A 19851-nucleotide genomic window follows, 5' to 3' on the forward strand; every position below is an offset into this window, starting at 1 on the left:
GATGCCGCACCGCCCGCTGCGCCGCCGGGCCCCACCCCAGGCCATCGGCCGCCAGTCGTCCGCCCCGCCATCGTGGCTGGGCGCGCAGTTCCCCGCCCCCCTTCAGGGCGATGCCGCACCGCCCGCTGCGCCGCCGGGCCCCACCCCAGGCCATCGGCCGCCAGTCGTCCGCCCCGCCATCGTGGCTGGGCGCGCAGTTCCCCGCGCCCCTTCAGGGCGATGCCGCACCGCCCGCTGCGCCGCCGGGCCCCACCCCGGGCCATCGGCCGCCGGACGTCCGCCGCGCCATCGTGGCTGGGCGCGCGGTTCCCCGCGCTTCTTCGGGGTGTTGGCGCTCTGAGCTGGGGGTGTCTTCGCTCCGGGGGCCGTTGTCAGTGGCCTGGGGTAGCTTCCGGAGTACTGGGCGCGTGAGCGCGTGACGGGAATGCCGCACAGGGGTGGGTGGACCATGGGCCAGGGCACGGCGACGACGGCGGACCTCGACGTCACGCTGGAGAAGCACCGGGTCGAGCTGACCGGCTACTGCTACCGCATGCTCGGCTCCTCCTTCGAGGCCGAGGACGCGGTGCAGGACACGATGGTCCGCGCCTGGCGCAGCTACGACAAGTTCGAGGGCCGCTCCAGCCTCCGCTCCTGGCTCTACCGCATCGCGACCAACGTCTGTCTGGACATGCTGACAGCCGGCAACAAGCGCGCCAGGCCGATGGACCTGACCGAGTCGACGCCCCTGGCCCGGGCGGCCCTCGCCCCGCGCCCGGACAACACCTGGCTCGAACCCGTGCCGGACGCGCGGGTGCTGCCCACGACCGACGACCCGGCGGAGGCGGCGGTCGCCAAGGAGTCCGTGCGGCTGGCCTTCATGGCGGCGCTGCAGCAGCTGCCGCCCAAGCAGCGCGCGGTGCTGATCCTGCGCGAGGTGCTGGCCTGGCGGGCGAGCGAGGTCGCCGAGCTGCTGGGCACATCGGTCGCGTCGGTCAACAGCGCGCTCCAGCGCGCCAGGGCGACGCTCGCCGAGCGGGACGACGACGGCGCCCGCGCGGCGGTCTCCGACCCGCTGGACGAGGAGCAGCAGAAGCTCCTGGAGCGCTACGTCGCCGCCTTCGAGGAGTACGACATGGCGGCGCTGACGGCCCTGCTGCACGAGGACGCCGTCATGACGATGCCGCCGTTCGACCTGTGGCTGCGGGGCCACGAGGACATCACCGGCTTCATGACGACGCTGGGCTCCGCCTGCGCGGGCTCGCGCCTGGTGCCGGTGCAGGTGAACGGGCTGCCCGGGTTCGCGCAGTACAAGCCGGACCCGGAGGAGGGCGGCTTCACCGCGTGGGCCGTGCAGGCGCTGGAGACGTCAGAGGGCCGGATCACCGGGTTCCACTGCTTCCTCGACACCCAGCGGTGGTTCCCGCTGTTCGGCCTGCCCCTCCACCTCGAAGCGGAGCCCGACCAGGTCGAGCAGGGCCTGTAGGGCGGGGGCGGGGTCCCGCAGCCGGATTCCGCCGCCGGCCCGCCGGGCGGCGAGCTGGAGCCGCGCCAGCAGGTCCACGGCGGCGAGGCCCGGCGGCCCGATCCCGGCCACGTCGACCACGACCGCCCGGGCGCCGCCGGCGGCCAGCCGCGCCCGCACGTGCTCGCACAGCCCCGTCACCTCGTCCCGGGTCAGCGGGCCGGGCAGCACGAGTACGGCGGGTGTCATGGCGTCCACAACCGGTAGACCCACGGGCGGCACGGAACTCATCGCGGCGCCCGGCCGTGCCCGGATCCGGGCGAAGTCGTCCCATCGGTGCGGCACCGGTCCCGGGCACGCCGAGCGGGACCGGCGAAGGTCCACCGGTCCCGCTCGGCCGAAAGGGGAAGCCGCAGGTCAGGCGATGCGTTCCAGCACGACCGGCGAGGGGCTGAAGTCCGTGCCCGGGGCCGCGATGTCGTAGCAGCCCTCCGTCGCCTCCAGGGCGTAGGCGAAGCGCTCGGGGGTGTCCGTGTGCAGGGTCAGCAGGGGCTGGCCCGCGGTCACCGTGTCGCCCGGCTTGGCGTGCATCTCCACGCCCGCCGCCGCCTGCACCGGGTCCTCCTTGCGGGCGCGCCCCGCGCCCAGGCGCCAGGCGGCGACGCCGATGTCGTAGGCGTCGAGGCGGGTCAGCACGCCGGAGGAGGGGGCCGTGATCACGTGCTGCTCGCGGGAGGTGGGCAGCGGGGCGTCCGGGTCGCCGCCCTGGGCGCTGATCATGCGGCGCCAGACGTCCATCGCCGAGCCGTCGGCCAGGGCCTTCGCCGGGTCCGCGTCCGTCACCCCGGCGGCCTGGAGCATCTCGCGCGCCAGGGCGAGCGTCAGTTCCACGACGTCGGCCGGGCCGCCGCCCGCGAGGACCTCCACCGACTCGCGGACCTCGAGGGCGTTGCCCGCCGTACGGCCGAGCGGGGTGGACATGTCGGTCAGCAGCGCGACCGTCTTCACGCCGTGGTCGGTGCCCAGGCCGACCATCGTCGAGGCCAGTTCGCGGGCATCTTCGAGCGTCCGCATGAAGGCGCCGGTGCCGGCCTTCACGTCCAGGACCAGCGAGCCGGTGCCCTCCGCGATCTTCTTGGACATGATCGAGGAGGCGATCAGCGGGATCGCCTCGACCGTGCCGGTGACGTCCCGCAGCGCGTACAGCTTCTTGTCCGCCGGGGCCAGGCCGTCGCCCGCCGCGCAGATCACCGCGCCGGTGGTGTCCAGGACGTGCAGCATCTCCTCGTTGGAGAGCAGGGCGCGCCAGCCGGGGATCGACTCCAGCTTGTCGAGGGTGCCGCCGGTGTGGCCGAGGCCGCGGCCCGACAGCTGGGGCACGGCGGCTCCGCAGGCCGCGACCAGGGGCGCCAGCGGGAGGGTGATCTTGTCGCCGACCCCGCCCGTGGAGTGCTTGTCGGCCGTCGGGCGGGACAGCGCGGAGAAGTCCATGCGCTCGCCGGAGGCGATCATCGCGGCCGTCCAGCGGGCGATCTCCCGGCGGTTCATGCCGTTGAGCAGGATCGCCATGGCGAGCGCGGACATCTGCTCGTCGGCGACCTCGCCGCGGGTGTACGCGTCGATGACCCAGTCGATCTGCTCGTCGCTGAGTTCGCCGCGGTCCCGCTTGGTGCGGATGACGGAGATGGCGTCCATGGCCATGGTGTTCCTTCCGACGTTCAGGAAGTGAGCGGCCCCTCCGCACCTGTCGGAGGGGCCGCACGGGAGTTACTGGGTGAGATGGTCCGGGCCGAAGGCCTGGGGCAGCATCTCCGACAGCGGCAGGATGCCCCGGGGTGTCTCCAGCAGCAGTCCGGGGCCGCCGAACTCGTACAGCAGCTGCCGGCAGCGGCCGCACGGGACGAGGATCTCGCCGTGGCCGTCGACACAGGTGAAGTGCGTCAGGCGGCCGCCGCCGGTGTTCTGCAGCTGCGAGACCAGTCCGCACTCGGCGCACAGTCCGAGCCCGTACGAGGCGTTCTCGACGTTGCAGCCGGTGACCGTCCGGCCGTCGTCGACCAGGGCCGCGACGCCGACCGGGTAGCCCGAGTAGGGGGCGTAGGCGCGGGACATGGCCTCCCGGGCCAGCGTCCGCAACCGCTCCCAGTCGACGTCGGCGGACGCGGTCACTTGCCCTGGCCCTTCCGGTAGCGCATGCCGTCCGCCTTGGGCATCCGCAGCCGCTGCGCGGACAGCGACAGCACCAGCAGGGTGACGACGTACGGGGTGGCGCCCACGAAGTCGCTCGGGACCTCGTCGGTGAACAGGTACCAGACCAGCACGAGCACCGCCGTGACGGCGCTCGCCACGCCCTGCCACAGTGCCTTGCGGTACAGCTTCCAGCCGGCCAGGACGGCGAGCAGGACGACCAGCAGGAGCAGCAGCGCGTGCACGGTCTCGCCGCCGTTGCGCAGCTGGAGCGCGTCCGAGTAGCCGAACAGGCCCGCGCCCATCGCCAGCCCGCCGGGCCGCCAGTTGCCGAAGATCATCGCCGCGAGACCGATGTAGCCGCGGCCGCCGGTCTGGCCCTCCAGGTAGATGTGCGAGGTGACCAGCGCGAGGAACGCGCCGCCGAGGCCCGCCAGACCGCCGGAGACGGCGACGGCCGCGTACTTGTACTTGTAGACGTTGACGCCGAGGGACTCCGCGGCGACCGGGTTCTCGCCGCAGGAGCGCAGCCGCAGACCGAACGCCGTGCGCCACAGCACCCACCAGCTGCCGACGAACAGCAGGACGGCGATGAGCGTCACCACGGACAGGTCGGTGACCAGGCCGCCGAGGATGCCGGCGAGGTCGGAGACCAGGAACCAGTGGTGCTGCTCGACGGAGTGCAGGGCGTCCGAGAGGCCGGGCACGTCCACGTTGGGCAGCGACTCCGCGGGCGGCGACTGCTTGGGGTTGCCGCCCGCCTCGGCCGCCTTGCCCTCGGAGAAGAACAGCTTGGCGAGGTACTGGGTGGTGCCGAGCGCGAGCAGGTTGATCGCGACACCGGAGACGATGTGGTCGACGCCGAAGGTGACGGTCGCGACGGCGTGCACCAGGCCGCCGAGGACGCCGAAGGCGATCCCGCACAGCAGGCCGAGCCAGGGGCTGTGCTGCCAGCCGACCCAGCCCGCGCCGAAGGTGCCGAGGATCATCATGCCCTCGAGGCCGATGTTGACCACGCCGGAGCGCTCGGACCACAGGCCGGCGAGACCGGCGAGGCCGATCGGCACGGCCAGCCCCAGCGCGGCGCTGACCTGTCCCTCGGAGGTGAGCTGGTTGGCGCCGGTCAGCACGCGGACCGCGGCCACCAGGATCAGCGCGCCCGCGGCGATCAGGAGGACCCGGCCGAGGGTCCGGCCGGAGCCGCCGGCCGCGGTGTCGGTCTTGGGCGCCGCGGGCGGCGGCGTGTCGGTCATCGTGGCAGTCATCACGCCACCTCCTGCTTCTCGGTCGGGGCGGCGGCGGCCTGGGCGGCGAGTTCGGCGCCCACGCGCTGCTGCTGGTGCCGCAGGCCGTAACGGCGTACGACTTCGTAGGCGATGACGACGCACAGGACGATGACGCCCTGGATGACGCCGAGGATCTCCTTGTCGTAGCCCTGGAACTCCAGGTGGTTGGTGGTGCGCTCCAGGAAGCCCCAGAGCAGGGCGCCGAGCGCGATGCCGATCGGGTGGTTGCGGCCCAGCAGCGCGATGGCGATGCCGGTGAAGCCGATGCCCGCCGGGAAGTCGTTGCTGAACTGGTGGCTGTCGTTGAGCAGGGTCGGCATGCCGATCAGGCCGGCCACCGCACCCGAGATGACCATGCTGGTGGCGACCATCTTCTTCACGCTGACGCCGCTGGCCGCGGCGGCGGTCTCGGACAGTCCGACGGTGCGCAGGTCGAAGCCGAACCGGGTACGGCCCAGGACGAACCAGAAGGCGAAGCCGACGAGCACGGCGATGACGATGAAGCCCCACAGCTCGCCGGCCGGGCCGGTGTCGAAGCTGAAGAAGTACGACGACTCCGGCAGCGGCTTGGTGGACACCAGGGTGCCCGCCTTGTCCAGCTGGCCGAGCTGCTCGGGCTGCAGCAGGTAGCCGATGATCGCGGTGGCGATCGAGTTCAGCATGATCGTCGAGATGACCTCGCTGACGCCCCGGGTCACCTTCAGCACGCCCGCGATGGCCGCCCACAGGGCACCGCTCGCCATGGCGCACAGGATGATCAGCGGGATGGCGATCCAGCCGGGGGCGGTGAGCGCGCCGCCGAGGACGGCGGCGATGAAGGCGGCGATCCGGTACTGGCCGTCGACGCCGATGTTGAACAGGTTCATCCGGAAGCCGATGGCCACCGCGACGCCCGCGAGGTAGTACGTCGTCGCCTTGTTGAGGATGTAGACCTGGCTGTCGCTGGCGGTGCCGTAGGTCAGCATGTCGCTGAAGGCGTCGCCCGGGTTCTTGCCGGTGGCGAGGATCACCAGGGTGGTGACGACGAGGGCGGCGACGATCGCCAGCAGCGGCGCCGCGACGGCGAGGAGCAGCCGCTCCCTGTCGATCCGTGAGATCAGCTTCTTCATCGGACGTCGTCCTCCGTGTGCTCCAGGTGGCCGGTGGCCGCACCCGTCATGGCGGAGCCCAGCACCTCGGGGGTGATCGTGGCGGGGTCGGCGTCGGCGACCAGACGGCCGCGGTACATCACCCGCAAGGTGTCGGAGAGCCCGATGAGCTCGTCCAGGTCCGCGGAGATCAGCAGCACGGCCAGGCCGTTGCGGCGGGCGTCGCGGATGTGGTCCCAGATCGCGGCCTGCGCGCCGACGTCCACGCCCCGGGTGGGGTGGGCGGCAATGAGGAGCTTCGGCGTGTGGCTCATCTCCCGGCCGACGATCAGCTTCTGCTGGTTGCCGCCGGACAGCGAGCCCGCGGTCACCTCGATGCCGGGGGTGCGGACGTCGTAGGACTCGATGATGCGCTCGGTGTCGGCGCGGGCGGCCTTGAGATCGAGCAGTCCGCCGCGGGAGTTGGGCTCCTCGGTGACGTGGCCGAGGATGCGGTTCTCCCACAGCGTCGCCTCCAGCAGCAGGCCGTGGCGCTGGCGGTCCTCGGGGATGTAGCCGACGCCGGCCTCGCGGCGCTTGCGGGTGGGGAGGTGGGAGATGTCGGCGTCGTCGAGGGTGATCGTGCCGGTGTCCGGGGTGCGGATACCCATGATCGCCTCGACCAGTTCGGACTGGCCGTTGCCCTCCACACCGGCGATGCCGAGCACCTCGCCCTTGTGGATGGTGAGGGAGATCTGGTCGAGGATGACGCGCTCGACGCCGTCGAGGTCGGTCTGCGTCAGCCTGAGCCCGTCCACCTTCAGCACGGGGACGTCGGTGACGGTGGACTCCTCGGTCGCCGGGGTGGGCAGCTCGCTGCCGACCATCAGCTCGGCGAGCTGCTTGGTGGTGGTGGAGTGCGGCTCGACCGTGCCGACGGTGGTGCCGCGCCGGATGACGGTGATCTCGTCGGCCACGGACAGCACCTCCCCCAGTTTGTGGGAGATGAAGATGACGGTGAGCCCCTCCGCCTTGAGGTCGCGGAGGTTGTCGAAGAGGGCCTCGACCTCCTGCGGCACGAGGACGGCGGTGGGCTCGTCGAGGATGAGGATCCTGGCGCCGCGGTAGAGGACCTTGAGGATCTCCACGCGCTGGCGGTCGGCGACGCCGAGTTCCTCCATGAGCACGTCGGGACGTATGTTCAGCCCGTAGGCGCCCGAGATCTCCTGGATCTTCGCGCGGGCCTTCGCGCCGATCCCGTACAGCTTCTCCGCGCCGAGGACGACGTTCTCCAGGACGGTGAGGTTGTCGGCGAGCATGAAGTGCTGGTGCACCATGCCGATGCCGCGGGCGATGGCGTCGGCGGGGTTGTGGAAGGTGACGGGCTCGCCGTTCACCGTGATGGTGCCCTCGTCCGGCTGCTGCATGCCGTAGAGGATCTTCATCAGGGTGGACTTGCCGGCGCCGTTCTCACCGCACAGGGCGTGGACCGTGCCCGTGCGGACGGTGATGTCGATGTCGCGGTTGGCGACGACGCCGGGGAAACGCTTGGTGATGCCGCGCAGTTCGACGGCAGCGGGAGGGCTGGACGCGTTGATGGCGCACTCTCCTCGGGGAAAGGGGCTGCGTAGGGGAGGCAGGCGTCGGCGACGCTAGCGCGGCAACTCCGTGCTACACGCGTAGAGTTGACACATTGTTATGGCTCGGCGGGGGCTGGTCGTACGCCCCTCGCCGAGCCGAGGTCCGGCGGGAACCGTCAGGTCACGGGGTGGTCTTGACCTTGATGTCGCCGTCGACGATCTTCTTCTGGGCCGCGTCCAGCTGGGACTTTATGTCGTCGATGAAACCGCCGCTGGTGGCCAGCGAGACACCGTTCTTGGCGAGCGAGTAGTTGTTGACGCCGTTCAGCGGCTTGCCGTCGTGGACGGACTTGATGAAGTCGTAGACGCCGACGTCGACGTTCTTGACCATCGAGGTCAGGATCGAGTTCTTGTACTTCGCCAGGCCCGGGATGTTGTACTGGTCGGAGTCCACGCCGATGGCCCAGGCGCCCTTGACGCCGCTGACGGCCTCGATCGCGCCGTTGCCGGAGGAGCCGGCCGCCGAGTAGATCACGTCGGCGCCGTTGTCGAGCATGCCGGACGCGGCCTCCTTGCCCTTGTCGGGGCTGGCGAAGCCGGAGGTGTCCGAGCCGTGGCTCAGGTACTGGGTGTCGACCTTGACCTTGGGCTTGGTGTCCTTGACGCCCTGGACGTAGCCCGCCTCGAACTTCTTGATCAGCGGGTTGTCGACGCCGCCGATGAAGCCGACGTGGTCCTTCTTGGTCTTCAGCGCCGCGGCGACACCGGCCAGGTACGAACCCTGCTCCTCGGTGAAGGTGATGCTGTCGACGTTCTTGGCGTCCACGACCGAGTCGACGATGCCGAAGCTGACCTTCGGGTACTTCGCGGCGACCTTGGTCATCGAGGTGGCGTAGGCGTAGCCGACACCGATGATCGGGTTGTAGCCGGCGTCGGCCAGGTCGGTCAGGCGCTGCTCACGGTCGGCCTCGGTGTCGGAGGTCTTGGCGGTCAGCTCCTTGATCGAACCCTTGAACTCCGCCTTGGCCTTGTCGGCGCCGCGCGCGGCGGAGTCGTTGAAGGAACGGTCGCCGCGGCCGCCGACGTCGAAGGCGAGGCCGATCTTGACGCCGCCCTTGCCGCCGTCGGAGGACGAGGAGGGCGACTTGTCGCTGCCGTTTTCGGAGGAGGTGCTGCCACAGGCAGTGGCAGACAGTGCGAGGGCTGCGGTGGCGATGCACGCAGCGGAAAGCTTGGCTACCCGGCGCACGGGAGGCTCCTTCACCTGACCTGAGCGCCATGTCGGCGCTTGTTGTGAGCACCATGCCAGTGCCCGAGCCGAGACGCCCCGGCGGCGTCGGCTTCGCGGCATCGTAACGCGCGTAGATGTCGGAAAGAGACCTCTCCGGAAGCCGTTATCGATTCGAGGCAAACAGCGTCTGAACTGAGGGTCTGCGGCTGCCGCGGCGACCATTGCGGTCTGTTCACGAATGGCTTACGGACATGTTGCGCCGGGGGTCCGGACGTCCCCGGACCAGGGACGTCCGGCTCTTGCGGCGGCCGGTCGGCAGCCCACGCCGTTCCTGCCGAGGCCTCGCGTTGTCCCTGCCCAGGGCCCCGCTTGTCCCTGCCCAGGGCCCCGCGCCGGATCGCCCGGCGGACCCCGCCGGACCCGCCGACGCCCCACGCCGGACCGGCCGGTGGACCGAGCCAGGCTCGTCGGCGCCCCACGCCGGACCGGCCGACGGGGTCGCTCTCGGCCTGTCGCGGACCCCGCCGCGCCTGCCCGGCGGACCACACCGGCGGTGCGGGGTCAGCCACGCCCCCCGTGGCCGCCGACTCGTCCGCGTCGAAGTCGCCCTGGCCCCAGGACGCGCGCGGTGCGCTCGCCCGGGGGACGCCCGCCGGGGCGGACGGGCGAGCGGGCAGCCCTGAAACGGGAACTCCCAGGCCCCGCGCCGAGGCCGCCGACGGACCACGCCGGAGCTCACCCGCCTCGCGGTCCGGCGGACCTGGCCGGAGGCCCACGGACTCACGGTTCGCGGGCCTCGGCGGAGACCGTCGGCGGGGCGGGGCTGCGCGCTAGCGTTCCGCCGCGTCCAGGAGGGCGGCTGCGGTGAAGAGTTCCACGCCCACCGTGATCGCCGACTCGTCGACGTCGAAGTCGCCCTGGTGCAGGTCGCGCACGGTCCGCTCACCCGGGGGACGCACACCGAGGCGGGCCATCGCGCCGGGCACGTGCTCCAGGTACCAGGAGAAGTCCTCGCCGCCCAGGCTCTGTTCGGTGCCCTCCACGGCGTCCGGGCCCCGCCGGGCGGCCATGGCGTGCCGCAGCAGGTCGGTGACGGCCTGGTCGTTGACCACCGGCGGGACACCGCGCACGTAGTTGATCTCCGACTTGGCGCCGTGCAGGTTGGCGACCTCGTCGATGGCGGCGACGACGACGTCCGGCACCTGCCGCCAGGTGGCGAGGTCGAGGCAGCGCACCGTCCCGGAGAGCTCCGCGTGCTGCGGGATGACGTTCGGGGCGTGGCCGGACTCGATACGTCCCCAGGTCACGGCGAGGCCGCTGCGGCTGTCGACGCGGCGGCCGACCAGCGCGGGCACGTCGGTGGCGACCCGGGCGGCGGCGGTGACCAGGTCGGTGGTCAGGTGCGGCCGGGCGGTGTGGCCGCCGGGCCCGTCGAGGGAGACCTCGAGCCGGTCGCAGGCGGAGGTGATCGGGCCGGTGCGCAGCCCGATCCGGCCGGCGTCCACGCGGGGGTCGCAGTGCACGGCGACGATCCGGCCCACACCCTCCAGCGCCCCCCACTCGATGGCGTCGGCGGCGCCGCCCGGCAACACCTCCTCGGCGGGCTGGAAGATCAGCCGGACCGGCTGCGGCAGCCTGCCCTGCCGGTGCAGGTCCGCCAGCACGAGGCCGGCGCCGAGCACCACGGTGGTGTGCACGTCGTGCCCGCAGGCGTGCGCCCGGTCGGGCACGGTGGAGCGGTAGGCGCACTCGCTCTTGGTGTCGGGGATGGGCAGGGCGTCGATGTCGGCCCGCAGCGCGAGCGCGGGGCGGTCGCCGCCCCAGTGGCCGATGTCACAGACGAGTCCGGTCCCGGCGGCGAGCACACGCGGCTGCAGCCCGGCCTTCTCCAGCCGTGCCTTGATCGCGGCGGTCGTGCGGAACTCCTGGTTGCCGAGCTCCGGATGCATGTGCAAGTCGCGCCGGAACGCGATGAGTTCGGCACGCAGCGCCTCGGGCAGCGTGCCGGGAAGCAGCGCTTCCGCGGCCGGCAGATCGACTTCGGACTCCAGTGACATCAGTTGCTTCACCCTCTGAAGGGTAGGACGCCGGGACGGCCGACCGAGCCTCGATCAACAAACTTCAGCCCGTCAGACGAAGAAAAACTCGGCCCTCGGCGCATGGGATTCGGTTGAGGTGGGTAAACCACTCCTTTCTCTACGCATACCACGCTGCGCTCCCGTGCGGCGTGTTTGTTCACCTGTCGGAATCGTCACCCCCGCCCGACGGCCCGGCCACACGGCGGACGCGGCGTACGGCCACTCGGCGCACACAGGCCGCATTCCCCCGCATACCCCCGCGACGCGCGTCCCATGAGCGCGGCGGTCCCCGCGAACAGCCGGTGCCGGGCCGGTGAACCGCCGGACACGCGCCGGGCTCCGGGGCTAGGGTCCGGCCACGTGAGCGACGACACCCCCGACTTCATCCGCGCCACCCGGGCCTCGTACGACGAGATCGCCGATCCGTACGCCGAACAGCACCCGGACAGCCTGGCCCACCACCCCCTGGACCGGGCGCTGCTCACCGGCTTCGCCGAGCAGGTCCGGGCGGCCGGCCCGGCTCCCGTCGCCGACGTCGGCAGCGGCCCCGGGCACGTCACCGCGCGGCTGCACGCGCTCGGGGTGCCGGTCTTCGGGGTCGACGTCTCGCCGCGCATGGTGGCGCTGGCCCGCCAGGCGCATCCGGGGCTGCGCTTCCATGTGGGTTCGATGCTGCGCCTGGACCTGCCGGACGAGACGCTGGGCGGGGTCCTCGCCCTGTACTCGGTCATCCACGTCCCGGACGAGCACCTGCCGGGGGCGTTCGCCGAGTTCCACCGCGTGCTGGTGCCCGGCGGGCACGTGCTGCTCGGCTTCCAGTCCGGCGACGAGGAGGGCCGGATGCGTCTCACCGAGCGCTTCGGCCGGGAGATCGGGCTGGACTACCACTGGCGCACGCCCGAGACGGTGGCCCGGCACCTGGCCGCGGCGGGGCTGCGGCCGACGACCCGCGTGCTGCGCGAGCCGGACGGGGAGGAGACCCGGCCCCGCGCGTTCGTGCTGGCGCGCAAGCCGCCCGCGGTCACACCGCACTGACCGGAGGCAGCCGCGGGCGCGGTCACACCGCGCTGACCGCCGACAGGCGGTGGACGTCGCGGGCGGTGTCCGTCACGCCCGACAGGAAGCCCTGGGCGCGGGGTGAGGCGCGGTCGGTGAGCCAGGCCGGGTCTATGTCGCAGACGGCGACGCGGACCGGGGTGCCGGCCAGGGCGAGGGGCAGGGTGTGCACGACCGTGGAGGGGAAGCTGAGGATCGTGCGGCCGACCGGGCCGCGGCGGGCGATCAGCTCCAGCGGGAGGTCCGGGCGGACCACCTCCAGGCCGGTCTCCAGCACCAGCCGGTGCAGTTTCTCGGTGCTCTCGCGCCGGTGCGCGAAGTAGCGGGTGGCGCCGTGCGCCTTGGCCAGGGTGCGCACCGCCTCCAGGTAGCGCTCGGCGTCGACCACGCCGGTCTCCACCAGGGAGGTGCCCACCATGTCGGCGCCCTTGGTGATGCGGGGCGGCCCGAAGCGGGCGCGGGTCCAGGCGAAGGCGTTCACCGTCACCGTCACCCCGTCCGGCCGCTCGTCCACCGGCATGGCGGAGAAGATCTCCACCTGCCGCTTCCCGCCCGGCGTCAGACGCCGGCGGGCCGAGGAGGAGACCGGGGCGAAGAGCAGGTCCCGCGGGCCGGGGCGGCCGCCCTTGCGGTGCCAGCGCACCAGACGCTCGCCGCGGGCGAGCTGGGCGACGAACTCCATGGTGGCCGTGCCGTCGTCCACCACGACGAGGGCGGAGGCCCTGGTGATCGTCAGCAGCAGCTGCACGTAGCGGGAGAAGGGGTCGCCCAGCACGACGCGGTCGGCGCGGCGGAGCATGCCGGCCAGGCCGCCGATCGTCTGGAACGGCGCCGCCGGGCCGCCCCTGGCCTCCTCCCAGCGGACCTCGTGGCCCTCCTCGCGGGCGAGTTCGGCCATCCGGCGCAACTGGCCGCGGGTCATCGGGTCGGTCGGGGACAGCACGACGAGGGTGAGCTCCGCGCCGGGCGCATGGGCGTGCGCCCACTCCAGCACGTTCAGCAGCTGTACCGGGCTCTCGACGAACGCGAGAGTGGAGTGGCCGGCGGATCCGGCGCGGCGGCTCATCGGCGTATGACCGTTCCCCTGGTTGGTGTCGCCCGGACCGTCAGACCGTGACCGGCTCGCCCGCGGCGGCGGCGATCTCCGCCTCGGCGACCACGCCGGAGACGCGGCGCAGCTTCTTCATCGGGCCGAGCTCGGAGTCGTAGACCTTCTTGACGCCGTCGCCGAGGGACGCCTCGATGGCGCGGATGTCGCGCACCAGGCGGGTGAGGCCCTGCGGCTCGACGGAGGCGGCCTGGTCGGAGCCCCACATGGCGCGGTCGAGGGTGATGTGGCGCTCGACGAAGGTGGCGCCGAGGGCGACGGCGGCCAGCGTGGTCTGCAGGCCCGTCTCGTGACCGGAGTAGCCGATCGGGACGTTCGGGTACTCCTTCTCCAGCGTGTTGATCACGCGGAGGTTCAGCTCGTCGGCCTTCGCCGGGTAGGTCGAGGTGGCGTGGCACATGAGGATGTTGTCGCTGCCGAGCACCTCCACCGCGTGGCGGATCTGCCGCGGCGTCGACATGCCGGTGGACAGGATGACCGTGCGGCCGGTGGCGCGCAGGGCGCGCAGCAGCTCGTCGTCGGTGAGGGAGGCGGAGGCGACCTTGTGGGCCGGCAGGTCGAACTTCTCCAGGAAGGCGACCGCCTCGGTGTCCCACGGGGACGCGAACCAGTCGATGCCCTTCTCCTTGCAGTACTCGTCGATCTGCCGGTACTCGTCCTCGCCGAACTCGACCCGGTGGCGGTAGTCGATGTACGTCATCCGGCCCCAGGGGGTGTCGCGCTCGATGTCCCACTGGTCGCGCGGGGTGCAGATCTCGGGGGTGCGCTTCTGGAACTTCACGGCGTCGCAGCCGGCCTCGGCGGCCACGTCGATCAGCTTGAACGCGTTGTCCAGGTCGCCGTTGTGGTTGATGCCGATCTCGCCGCAGATGTAGACGGGCCTGCCCGGGCCGACCTCACGCGAGCCGAAGGTGCGCAGACGGGAGTGGGTGCTCATGGCGGGGACTTTCCTTACTTGTCGAGGGAATCGAGAGAGGGGCCGAGGATCCAGCTGGCGATCTCCCGGATCGCGCCGTCACCGCCGGGGACGGTGGTGACCGCGCGTGCGGCGCCGCGCACGACGTCGTGGGCGCTCGCGACCGCCACGGGCCAGCCGACGAGGGCGAAGCACGGGAGGTCGTTGACGTCGTTTCCGACATAGAGCACGCGCTCGGGCGCGATGCCCTGCTCCTCGCACCACTGCTTCAGCGCGAGGTCCTTGCGGTCGATGCCGTGCAGGACCGGGAGCTTCAGCTTCCGGGCCCGGGCGGCGACGACCGGGTTCTGCTCCGAGGAGAGGATCAGCATCTTCAGCCCGCTCCTGCGCAGGGCGGCGATGCCGAGGCCGTCCCCGCGGTGCACGGAGACGAACTCCTTTCCGTCGGCGTCGATCAGCACCCGGTCGTCGGTCTGGGTGCCGTCGAAGTCCAGGACGACCGCGTCTACGTCGTCGGCGGCCGGCAGCGCGCCGGGCCGATCCGCGTCGAAGAGGGGCGCGAGGGCGCGGGCGCGGGCGAGGTCGTGCGGGTCGTCGATCTCCAGCACCCGGGCGGGGTCGGTCCGCACCAGTTCCGTGCGGCCGAAGAAGCGGTGCCGGTGCTCGCGGAAGCCGGAGGCGTCCATCGCGTAGGCGGCGCCGGTCTCCAGCAGGTCCTGCGGGCGGTCCTGGCGGCGTGGGCGGTAGGACTTGTCGTGGTTGACGCCGTAGCCGCCGCCCGCGCCGGGCGAACCGGCCGCGGCAAGAGCGTCGACGGCGTCGTCGGCGTCGCGCCAGACGAATCCGTGGAACGGCGCCACGGTCACCGCCGTGTCGGCGCCGCCCTCGACGACCGCTCCGGCCACCCCGTCGATGTCCTCGCGGACCAGGAAGGGGCTGGTGCACTGCACCAGCAGGACCGCGTCCACGCGGGCCCCGTGCAGGGCCTCGTGGGCGTCCATGGCGTGCAGCACGGCCGCCTCGGAGGTCGCCGTGTCGCCGGCGATGGCGGCGGGCCGCAGCACGACCTCGGCGCCGGCCTCGCGGGCGGCGGCGGCGATCGCCTGGTCGTCCGTGGAGACCACGACGTCCGTCACCAGGCGGGCGGCCCGGCACTCGCGCACCGCCCGCGCCACCAGCGGCACGCCCCCGACGGGGGCGAGGTTCTTCGCGGGCACGCCCTTGGAGCCGCCTCGCGCGGGGATCACCGCGAGCACCCGGCGCACCGTCGCGCCGTGCCCCGCTTGCGGACTGGACATGGGTTCTGCTCCTCGGGGTGGGGTGGGGCGGCTCGCGGCCGGCCCGGTGGGGCGGCTCACGGCTCGCCCGGTGGGGCGGCTCACAGCTCGCCCATCCGCCGGATGACGGGCGCCACGCGCTGCACCCCGTGCCGGTAGGCGCCGCGCGCCGCGCGGCGCACGATCTGCCGGACCGGGCCCGGCTCGCGGTCGGCGGCGGGCGCGCCGGGCAGCGGGCTGCCGTCCGGGCCGAGGTGGTGCCGGGCGAGGATGCCGGGCAGGTAGCCGGGCGCCGTCGCGGGCGTGTAGTACGGGGTCAGCGGGGGCAGCCCGGCGGGCTGGGCGAGCAGCTTGGCGACGCGCTCGCGGGCCGCGTCGAAGGCGGTGGCGTACGCCCCTCCGCCGGAGGCGACGCCCTGCCGGGCCACCCACTCCTGGTCGGCCTCCGGCCGGTGCCCGGCGTCGAGCTGGTCCCAGGAGGCGAGGCAGCCGGATCCGACGAAGTGGTGGTTGCCGAGCGCCTCGCGCACGCCCAGGTCGGTGAGGACCACGGTCGGGATGCGGCGGTGCAGCGACTCCAGCGCGGCCGTCGAACTGATCGTGACCAGCAGGTCGGTGCGGTCCAGGACCTCGCCCATGTTGCCGTACACCAGGCGGAAGTTGGCGGGCAGCTCGAACCGCTGGGCCAGCTTCTGGTAGGGCAGTTCCTCGATGTGGGTGGTGTGTTCGCCCGGCTTGGAGCGCAGCTTGAGCAGCACCTCGCGCTTGGGGTGCAGGCGCGCGTGCCGTACCAGCCGCTCCAGCAGGTAGGTACGGTCCCGCCGGTTGTCCGGCACGGACGGCTGGGCGGCGAACACCACGGTGTGCGGCCTGCGTTCCGGCTCCGCGGCCGAGTCGCGGCCGCCGTCGTAGGCGGCTCCGCCGAGGAACGGCAGCGCCACCTCCGTCACCGACGAGGCGTCGGCGCCCACTCCCTCGTAGACCGCGCGGAAACGCTCCGCGTCCTGGCGGGAGTTGGCGAGCACCAGGTCCGCGCCGTGCCGCAGCAGCAGACCGTCGGCGAGCTTCTCGTAGACGACGCCGACGTAGCCGGTGACGACGACGGGACGCCTGGCGCGGCCCTCCCAGACCCGCTTCAGACCGTGCAGCACCGCCTGCACGCCGCCGCCGACGAGGGCGAGCACGACGACGTCGTACTCCCCTTCGGCCATGACGCGCAGGAACTCGACGGCCGTGACCTCCCGCAGGGAGTCGGCGCGCACGCCGACCTCGGCGAGCTGGCGCGCGGTGGGCGTGGACCGGCCGCGCAGCAGGAATCCGTCCAGTCCGGGGCCGGCTTGCGCGCCCTCCGCCGAGGCGGTTTCCATGGTCGGGCCCGGGGCGATCCGCGCCGCGGTCAGGGCACCCCATTTCCAGCGGGTGTCGGAGTCCGCGAGCACGGCGATTCGCGTGGGCTTCGGTGTACTTGGTGGCACGACGAAGACGCTAGGAAGCAATTCCTAGGTATGGCCCAACCACATCTCAACAAAGAGTTAACAACAGCCCGCCTGGAACCGAACTGGCTCGTCAAAAGCCTTCAGGCACAAGGGATGCACCGTTCCGACACATCGAGTTCATCCCCTGTACGCCCACCGGAAAGTTCCGCAGCCGGGCGCCCTCCTAGGGTTTCTCGAGTGCCAAAGCTTTCCGTGATCGTGCCGTTCTACAACGTCCAGCGATATGCGCCGGACCCCCTCAGAAGTCTTCGCCTGAACGCCCGCCCGGATTTCGAGTTCATCCTGGTCGACGACCATTCGACGGACGAAACTCCGGCGATTCTGGAGCGTGCGGCCGAGGAACTGTCCGGGGTCGCCCAGGTGCGCCTCGTCCGTCATGAGAAGAACGGAGGACTCGCCACCGCGCGCAACACCGGTCTGGACGCGGCGAGCGGCGAGTACCTGACGTTCCTGGACGGCGACGACTGGCTGGCCCCCGGTTACCTGACGCGCCTGGCCGGCGCGATCGAGGAGCTGGGCTGCGACTTCGTGCGGACCGACCATGTGCAGGCCACCGCCCGCGCCCGGACGGTGCACCGGGTCCCGCACGGGCGCCGCTGGGAGGTGCTCGATCCGCGCGACGCGATCCTGCCGGCCAACCGCACGACCTCCGTGGACTACGCCTACGCGTGGGCCGGCGCCTACCACCGGCGGCTGCTGGAGCGCGGCCTGCTGCACTTCACGGACGGGCTGCGCACGGCCGAGGACCGGCCGTGGATCTGGAAACTGCACCGCGAGGCGGAGTCGTTCGCCGTGGTGAGCCTGCTCGGCGTGTTCTACCGGCGCGGGGTGGCCTCCTCGCTGACCCAGATCGGCGACGCCCGGCAGCTCGACTTCATCCGCGCCTTCGACCAGGTGATCGAGGAGACCGCGGCGGACCCGGACGCCGCCCGGCTGCTGCCGAAGGCGGTGCGGACCTACTGCGCGATCATCGACCACCACCTCTCCGACGAGGCCAAGTGGGAGCCGGCCGTCGCCAGGCAGCTGCGGTCCCTGACCGCGGCCGCGATACAGCGCATGCCGCAGGACGCCCTCGGCGACGTGCTCGACACCATGGACCTGCGCCGTTCCGCCAGGCTGCGGCGGCTGCGGCGCCGGATCACCACAGCGAAGGCGGCTGCCTGATGTCCCGTACCACCCGCATCTACTGCGCCTCCACGCTCTACGGCGCCGCCACCCTGGCCGCCGCGCTGGACTCCGGCTGCTTCCCCGAGGCGGACCGCGAACTGCTGCTGGTGTGCAACACCTCGGCGATCCCGGAGACCACCCCGGCGCTCGACGAGATGCCGGGCTTTGAACCGCTGCGCGGCCACTTCGACGCCGTGCTGTCCTGGAACGAGGCCATCCACCCGTTCCACCCGGGCGCCTGGGTCCCCCGCCCGGACGACGTCCCGCTCTTCGAGCGCTACCTGCGGCTGCTGTGGGGCCTGGGCGAGGACCGGGTGGAGCTGGTCGTGGAGTCCCTCCAGGTCGCCCCGGCGCAGACGGTGGCCCAGCTGTTCACCGACGCCCCGATCGACGTCTACGCCGACGGCCTGATGAGCTACGGTCCCACCCGCAACAAGCTCGACCCGCTGATCGGCACGCGGGTGCGCCGGCTGCTGCACCTGGACCTGGTGCCCGGCCTGACGCCGATGCTGCTGACCGAGTTCGGCGTGCGGGCGCAGGTGGTGCCGACGGCCGCGTTCCTGAAGACGATGACCGAACTGAGCGCGGCCGTCACGGACCTGCCGGTGCTGCCGGACGGCTCGGCGCTGCTGCTCGGCCAGTACCTGTCCGCGCTGAACATCCTCTCCCCGCAGGAGGAGGAGGACCTGCACGTGCGGATGGCGCGGGGGGCGGCCGAGCGGGGCCACCGCTCGATCGTCTTCAAACCGCATCCCAGCGCACCCGCCCGCTACAGCCGCGCCCTGGAGGCCGAGGCCGGGAAGCTGGGCGTGGACCTCACCGTGCTGGACGTGCCCGTCCTCGCCGAGGTGCTGTTCGCGCAGTCGCCGCCCGGCCTGGTCGTCGGCTGCTTCTCCACCGCGCTGTTCACCGCGTCGGCGTTCTACGGCCTGCCGGTGGCCCGCGTCGGCACCGAGCCGCTGCTGGAACGCCTGACGCCGTACCAGAACAGCAACCGGGTGCCGGCCGTGCTCGCCGACGCGCTGGTGCCGGACCTCCAGGGCCGGGCGGGCGAGGACCCGGTCCCCGACGGCACGCTGAACGACCTGGTCACCGCGGTCGGCTTCACCATGCAGCCGCAGCTGCACCCGGACCGGCGCGCGGAGGCGGAGCGCTATCTCTCGCGGCACCTCGGCCCGCGCACCCTGCGCTACTTCAAGAAGAAGCGGCTCACCTCGCTGGGGCTGCCGGGCGGCATCCCGGAGCGGCTCGCCTTCCTGCCCCGCAACGCCACCGCACGCCGCGTGGTCCGACGGGCCCGGGCACTGCGGAAGGCCGTACGGCGCTGAGCGGCCCCCGGCCCGGCGACACGACCGAGGCTGCCGGGCCAGCGCCACGGCCGGGGCGGGCGGCAGGCCGACGGCGGCCGGCGCCCGGCGGGCGGCGGCCGGCCGCCGGGAAGCGAAGTGCAACGGGGAAGACAGGCTTCCGACGCGGCACGCTGGGATGCGGTTGATCAACCCGGAGTTCGACGCCTCCTGGATCAAGGACTCGCACCTCTCGAAGGCCGGGTCCGCGCAACGTGGTGACGCCCGGCTCCCCGGGCGCTGATCCCGGCACACGAGACGCCGATGAGCCCGGTCACGCCGGCGACGGTGGCGCACATCTTCCCCCAGGACCGGGGCCAGAGCCACTCGGTGGCGCCGGCCCGGAAGGTGACCGCGTCGCTGGGCCTGGCATGACCCGGCTCAGCGCACGGCCTGGTGCCGTCCCTCCCGCGGGGAAGGACCGCACCAGGCCGGCGTGCGCGGCGGCCGTTACAGCAGCACCCCGAGGTACTGCACGATGCTGGCGAGAAGGTCGGTGATCATGTCCTGCTCCTAACCTCCCCGTTTCGGTTGGGGTGGCTGAGCTGGGCTGATCTCGGGGGCCCGCGATTTTGGCTGCTGGTCGAGGAGTGGGCATGGCTGGGGCCCGAC

Annotated in this window: 16 protein-coding genes; 4 read left to right on the forward strand and 12 right to left on the reverse strand. The window is 72.4% G+C overall.

Annotated elements, in window-relative coordinates:
• Positions 1 to 448: 448 nt before the first annotated feature.
• Complete coding sequence (locus ACH4ZX_RS35410) at positions 449 to 1465, forward strand: sigma-70 family RNA polymerase sigma factor (RefSeq protein ID WP_398282138.1); 1017 nt, start codon at positions 449 to 451, stop codon at positions 1463 to 1465.
• Here ACH4ZX_RS35410 and ACH4ZX_RS35415 read toward each other — a convergent pair.
• From ACH4ZX_RS35415 to ACH4ZX_RS35450, 8 genes are all read right to left on the reverse strand, one after another.
• Complete coding sequence (locus tag ACH4ZX_RS35415; RefSeq protein ID WP_398282178.1) at positions 1349 to 1735, reverse strand: STAS domain-containing protein; 387 nt, start codon at positions 1733 to 1735, stop codon at positions 1349 to 1351. The two genes, ACH4ZX_RS35410 and ACH4ZX_RS35415, sit on opposite strands and share 117 nt — an antisense overlap.
• A gap of 126 nt (positions 1736 to 1861) precedes the next feature.
• Entirely contained in the window at positions 1862 to 3145 is a 1284-nt protein-coding gene (locus ACH4ZX_RS35420) for a thymidine phosphorylase (protein WP_398282141.1), read from the reverse strand.
• Between the two features lie 66 nt (positions 3146 to 3211).
• Positions 3212 to 3613 carry a cytidine deaminase gene (locus tag ACH4ZX_RS35425; RefSeq protein ID WP_398282144.1) on the reverse strand — a complete coding sequence of 134 codons (402 nt, stop codon included), beginning with the start codon at positions 3611 to 3613 and terminating at the stop codon, positions 3212 to 3214.
• Positions 3610 to 4896 carry an ABC transporter permease gene (locus tag ACH4ZX_RS35430; protein WP_398282146.1) on the reverse strand — a complete coding sequence of 429 codons (1287 nt, stop codon included), beginning with the start codon at positions 4894 to 4896 and terminating at the stop codon, positions 3610 to 3612. The genes ACH4ZX_RS35425 and ACH4ZX_RS35430 overlap by 4 nt, the downstream gene beginning before the upstream one ends.
• A complete protein-coding gene (locus ACH4ZX_RS35435) occupies positions 4896 to 6026 on the reverse strand; it encodes an ABC transporter permease (protein WP_398282149.1) in 1131 nt (376 codons plus the stop codon). The genes ACH4ZX_RS35430 and ACH4ZX_RS35435 overlap by 1 nt, the downstream gene beginning before the upstream one ends.
• Positions 6023 to 7549, reverse strand: a complete 1527-nt coding sequence (locus tag ACH4ZX_RS35440) for an ABC transporter ATP-binding protein (protein ID WP_398282181.1) — start codon at positions 7547 to 7549, stop codon at positions 6023 to 6025. The genes ACH4ZX_RS35435 and ACH4ZX_RS35440 overlap by 4 nt, the downstream gene beginning before the upstream one ends.
• Before the next feature lie 196 nt (positions 7550 to 7745).
• A complete protein-coding gene (locus ACH4ZX_RS35445; RefSeq protein WP_398282152.1) occupies positions 7746 to 8813 on the reverse strand; it encodes a BMP family protein in 1068 nt (355 codons plus the stop codon).
• Between the two features lie 812 nt (positions 8814 to 9625).
• On the reverse strand, positions 9626 to 10852 hold the full coding sequence (locus ACH4ZX_RS35450) for an amidohydrolase (protein ID WP_398282184.1): 1227 nt from the start codon (positions 10850 to 10852) through the stop codon (positions 9626 to 9628).
• A gap of 381 nt (positions 10853 to 11233) precedes the next feature.
• Here ACH4ZX_RS35450 and ACH4ZX_RS35455 point away from each other — a divergent pair, with 381 nt between their 5' ends.
• Entirely contained in the window at positions 11234 to 11908 is a 675-nt protein-coding gene (locus ACH4ZX_RS35455; RefSeq protein ID WP_398282154.1) for a class I SAM-dependent DNA methyltransferase, read from the forward strand.
• Between the two features lie 22 nt (positions 11909 to 11930).
• Here ACH4ZX_RS35455 and ACH4ZX_RS35460 read toward each other — a convergent pair whose 3' ends face one another.
• The 4 genes from ACH4ZX_RS35460 to ACH4ZX_RS35475 form a co-directional block, all read right to left on the reverse strand.
• On the reverse strand, positions 11931 to 12995 hold the full coding sequence (locus tag ACH4ZX_RS35460) for a hypothetical protein (protein WP_398282157.1): 1065 nt from the start codon (positions 12993 to 12995) through the stop codon (positions 11931 to 11933).
• Positions 12996 to 13035: 40 nt separating this feature from the next.
• On the reverse strand, positions 13036 to 13974 hold the full coding sequence (locus tag ACH4ZX_RS35465; RefSeq protein WP_398282160.1) for an N-acetylneuraminate synthase family protein: 939 nt from the start codon (positions 13972 to 13974) through the stop codon (positions 13036 to 13038).
• A gap of 14 nt (positions 13975 to 13988) precedes the next feature.
• Positions 13989 to 15251 carry a cytidylyltransferase domain-containing protein gene (locus tag ACH4ZX_RS35470; RefSeq protein ID WP_398282163.1) on the reverse strand — a complete coding sequence of 421 codons (1263 nt, stop codon included), beginning with the start codon at positions 15249 to 15251 and terminating at the stop codon, positions 13989 to 13991.
• A gap of 80 nt (positions 15252 to 15331) precedes the next feature.
• Positions 15332 to 16705 (reverse strand): DUF6716 putative glycosyltransferase, encoded by a 1374-nt coding sequence (locus ACH4ZX_RS35475; RefSeq protein WP_398282166.1) that lies wholly within the window; start codon positions 16703 to 16705, stop codon positions 15332 to 15334.
• Between the two features lie 198 nt (positions 16706 to 16903).
• On the opposite strand from ACH4ZX_RS35475, the gene ACH4ZX_RS35480 reads away from it, so the two are divergent.
• Entirely contained in the window at positions 16904 to 17890 is a 987-nt protein-coding gene (locus ACH4ZX_RS35480) for a glycosyltransferase family 2 protein (RefSeq protein ID WP_398282169.1), read from the forward strand.
• On the forward strand, positions 17890 to 19221 hold the full coding sequence (locus ACH4ZX_RS35485; protein WP_398282172.1) for an alpha-2,8-polysialyltransferase family protein: 1332 nt from the start codon (positions 17890 to 17892) through the stop codon (positions 19219 to 19221). The genes ACH4ZX_RS35480 and ACH4ZX_RS35485 overlap by 1 nt, the downstream gene beginning before the upstream one ends.
• Positions 19222 to 19851: the final 630 nt, after the last annotated feature.

Source organism: Streptomyces sp. NPDC020490 (assembly GCF_044335305.1).
Classification (GTDB): domain Bacteria; phylum Actinomycetota; class Actinomycetes; order Streptomycetales; family Streptomycetaceae; genus Streptomyces.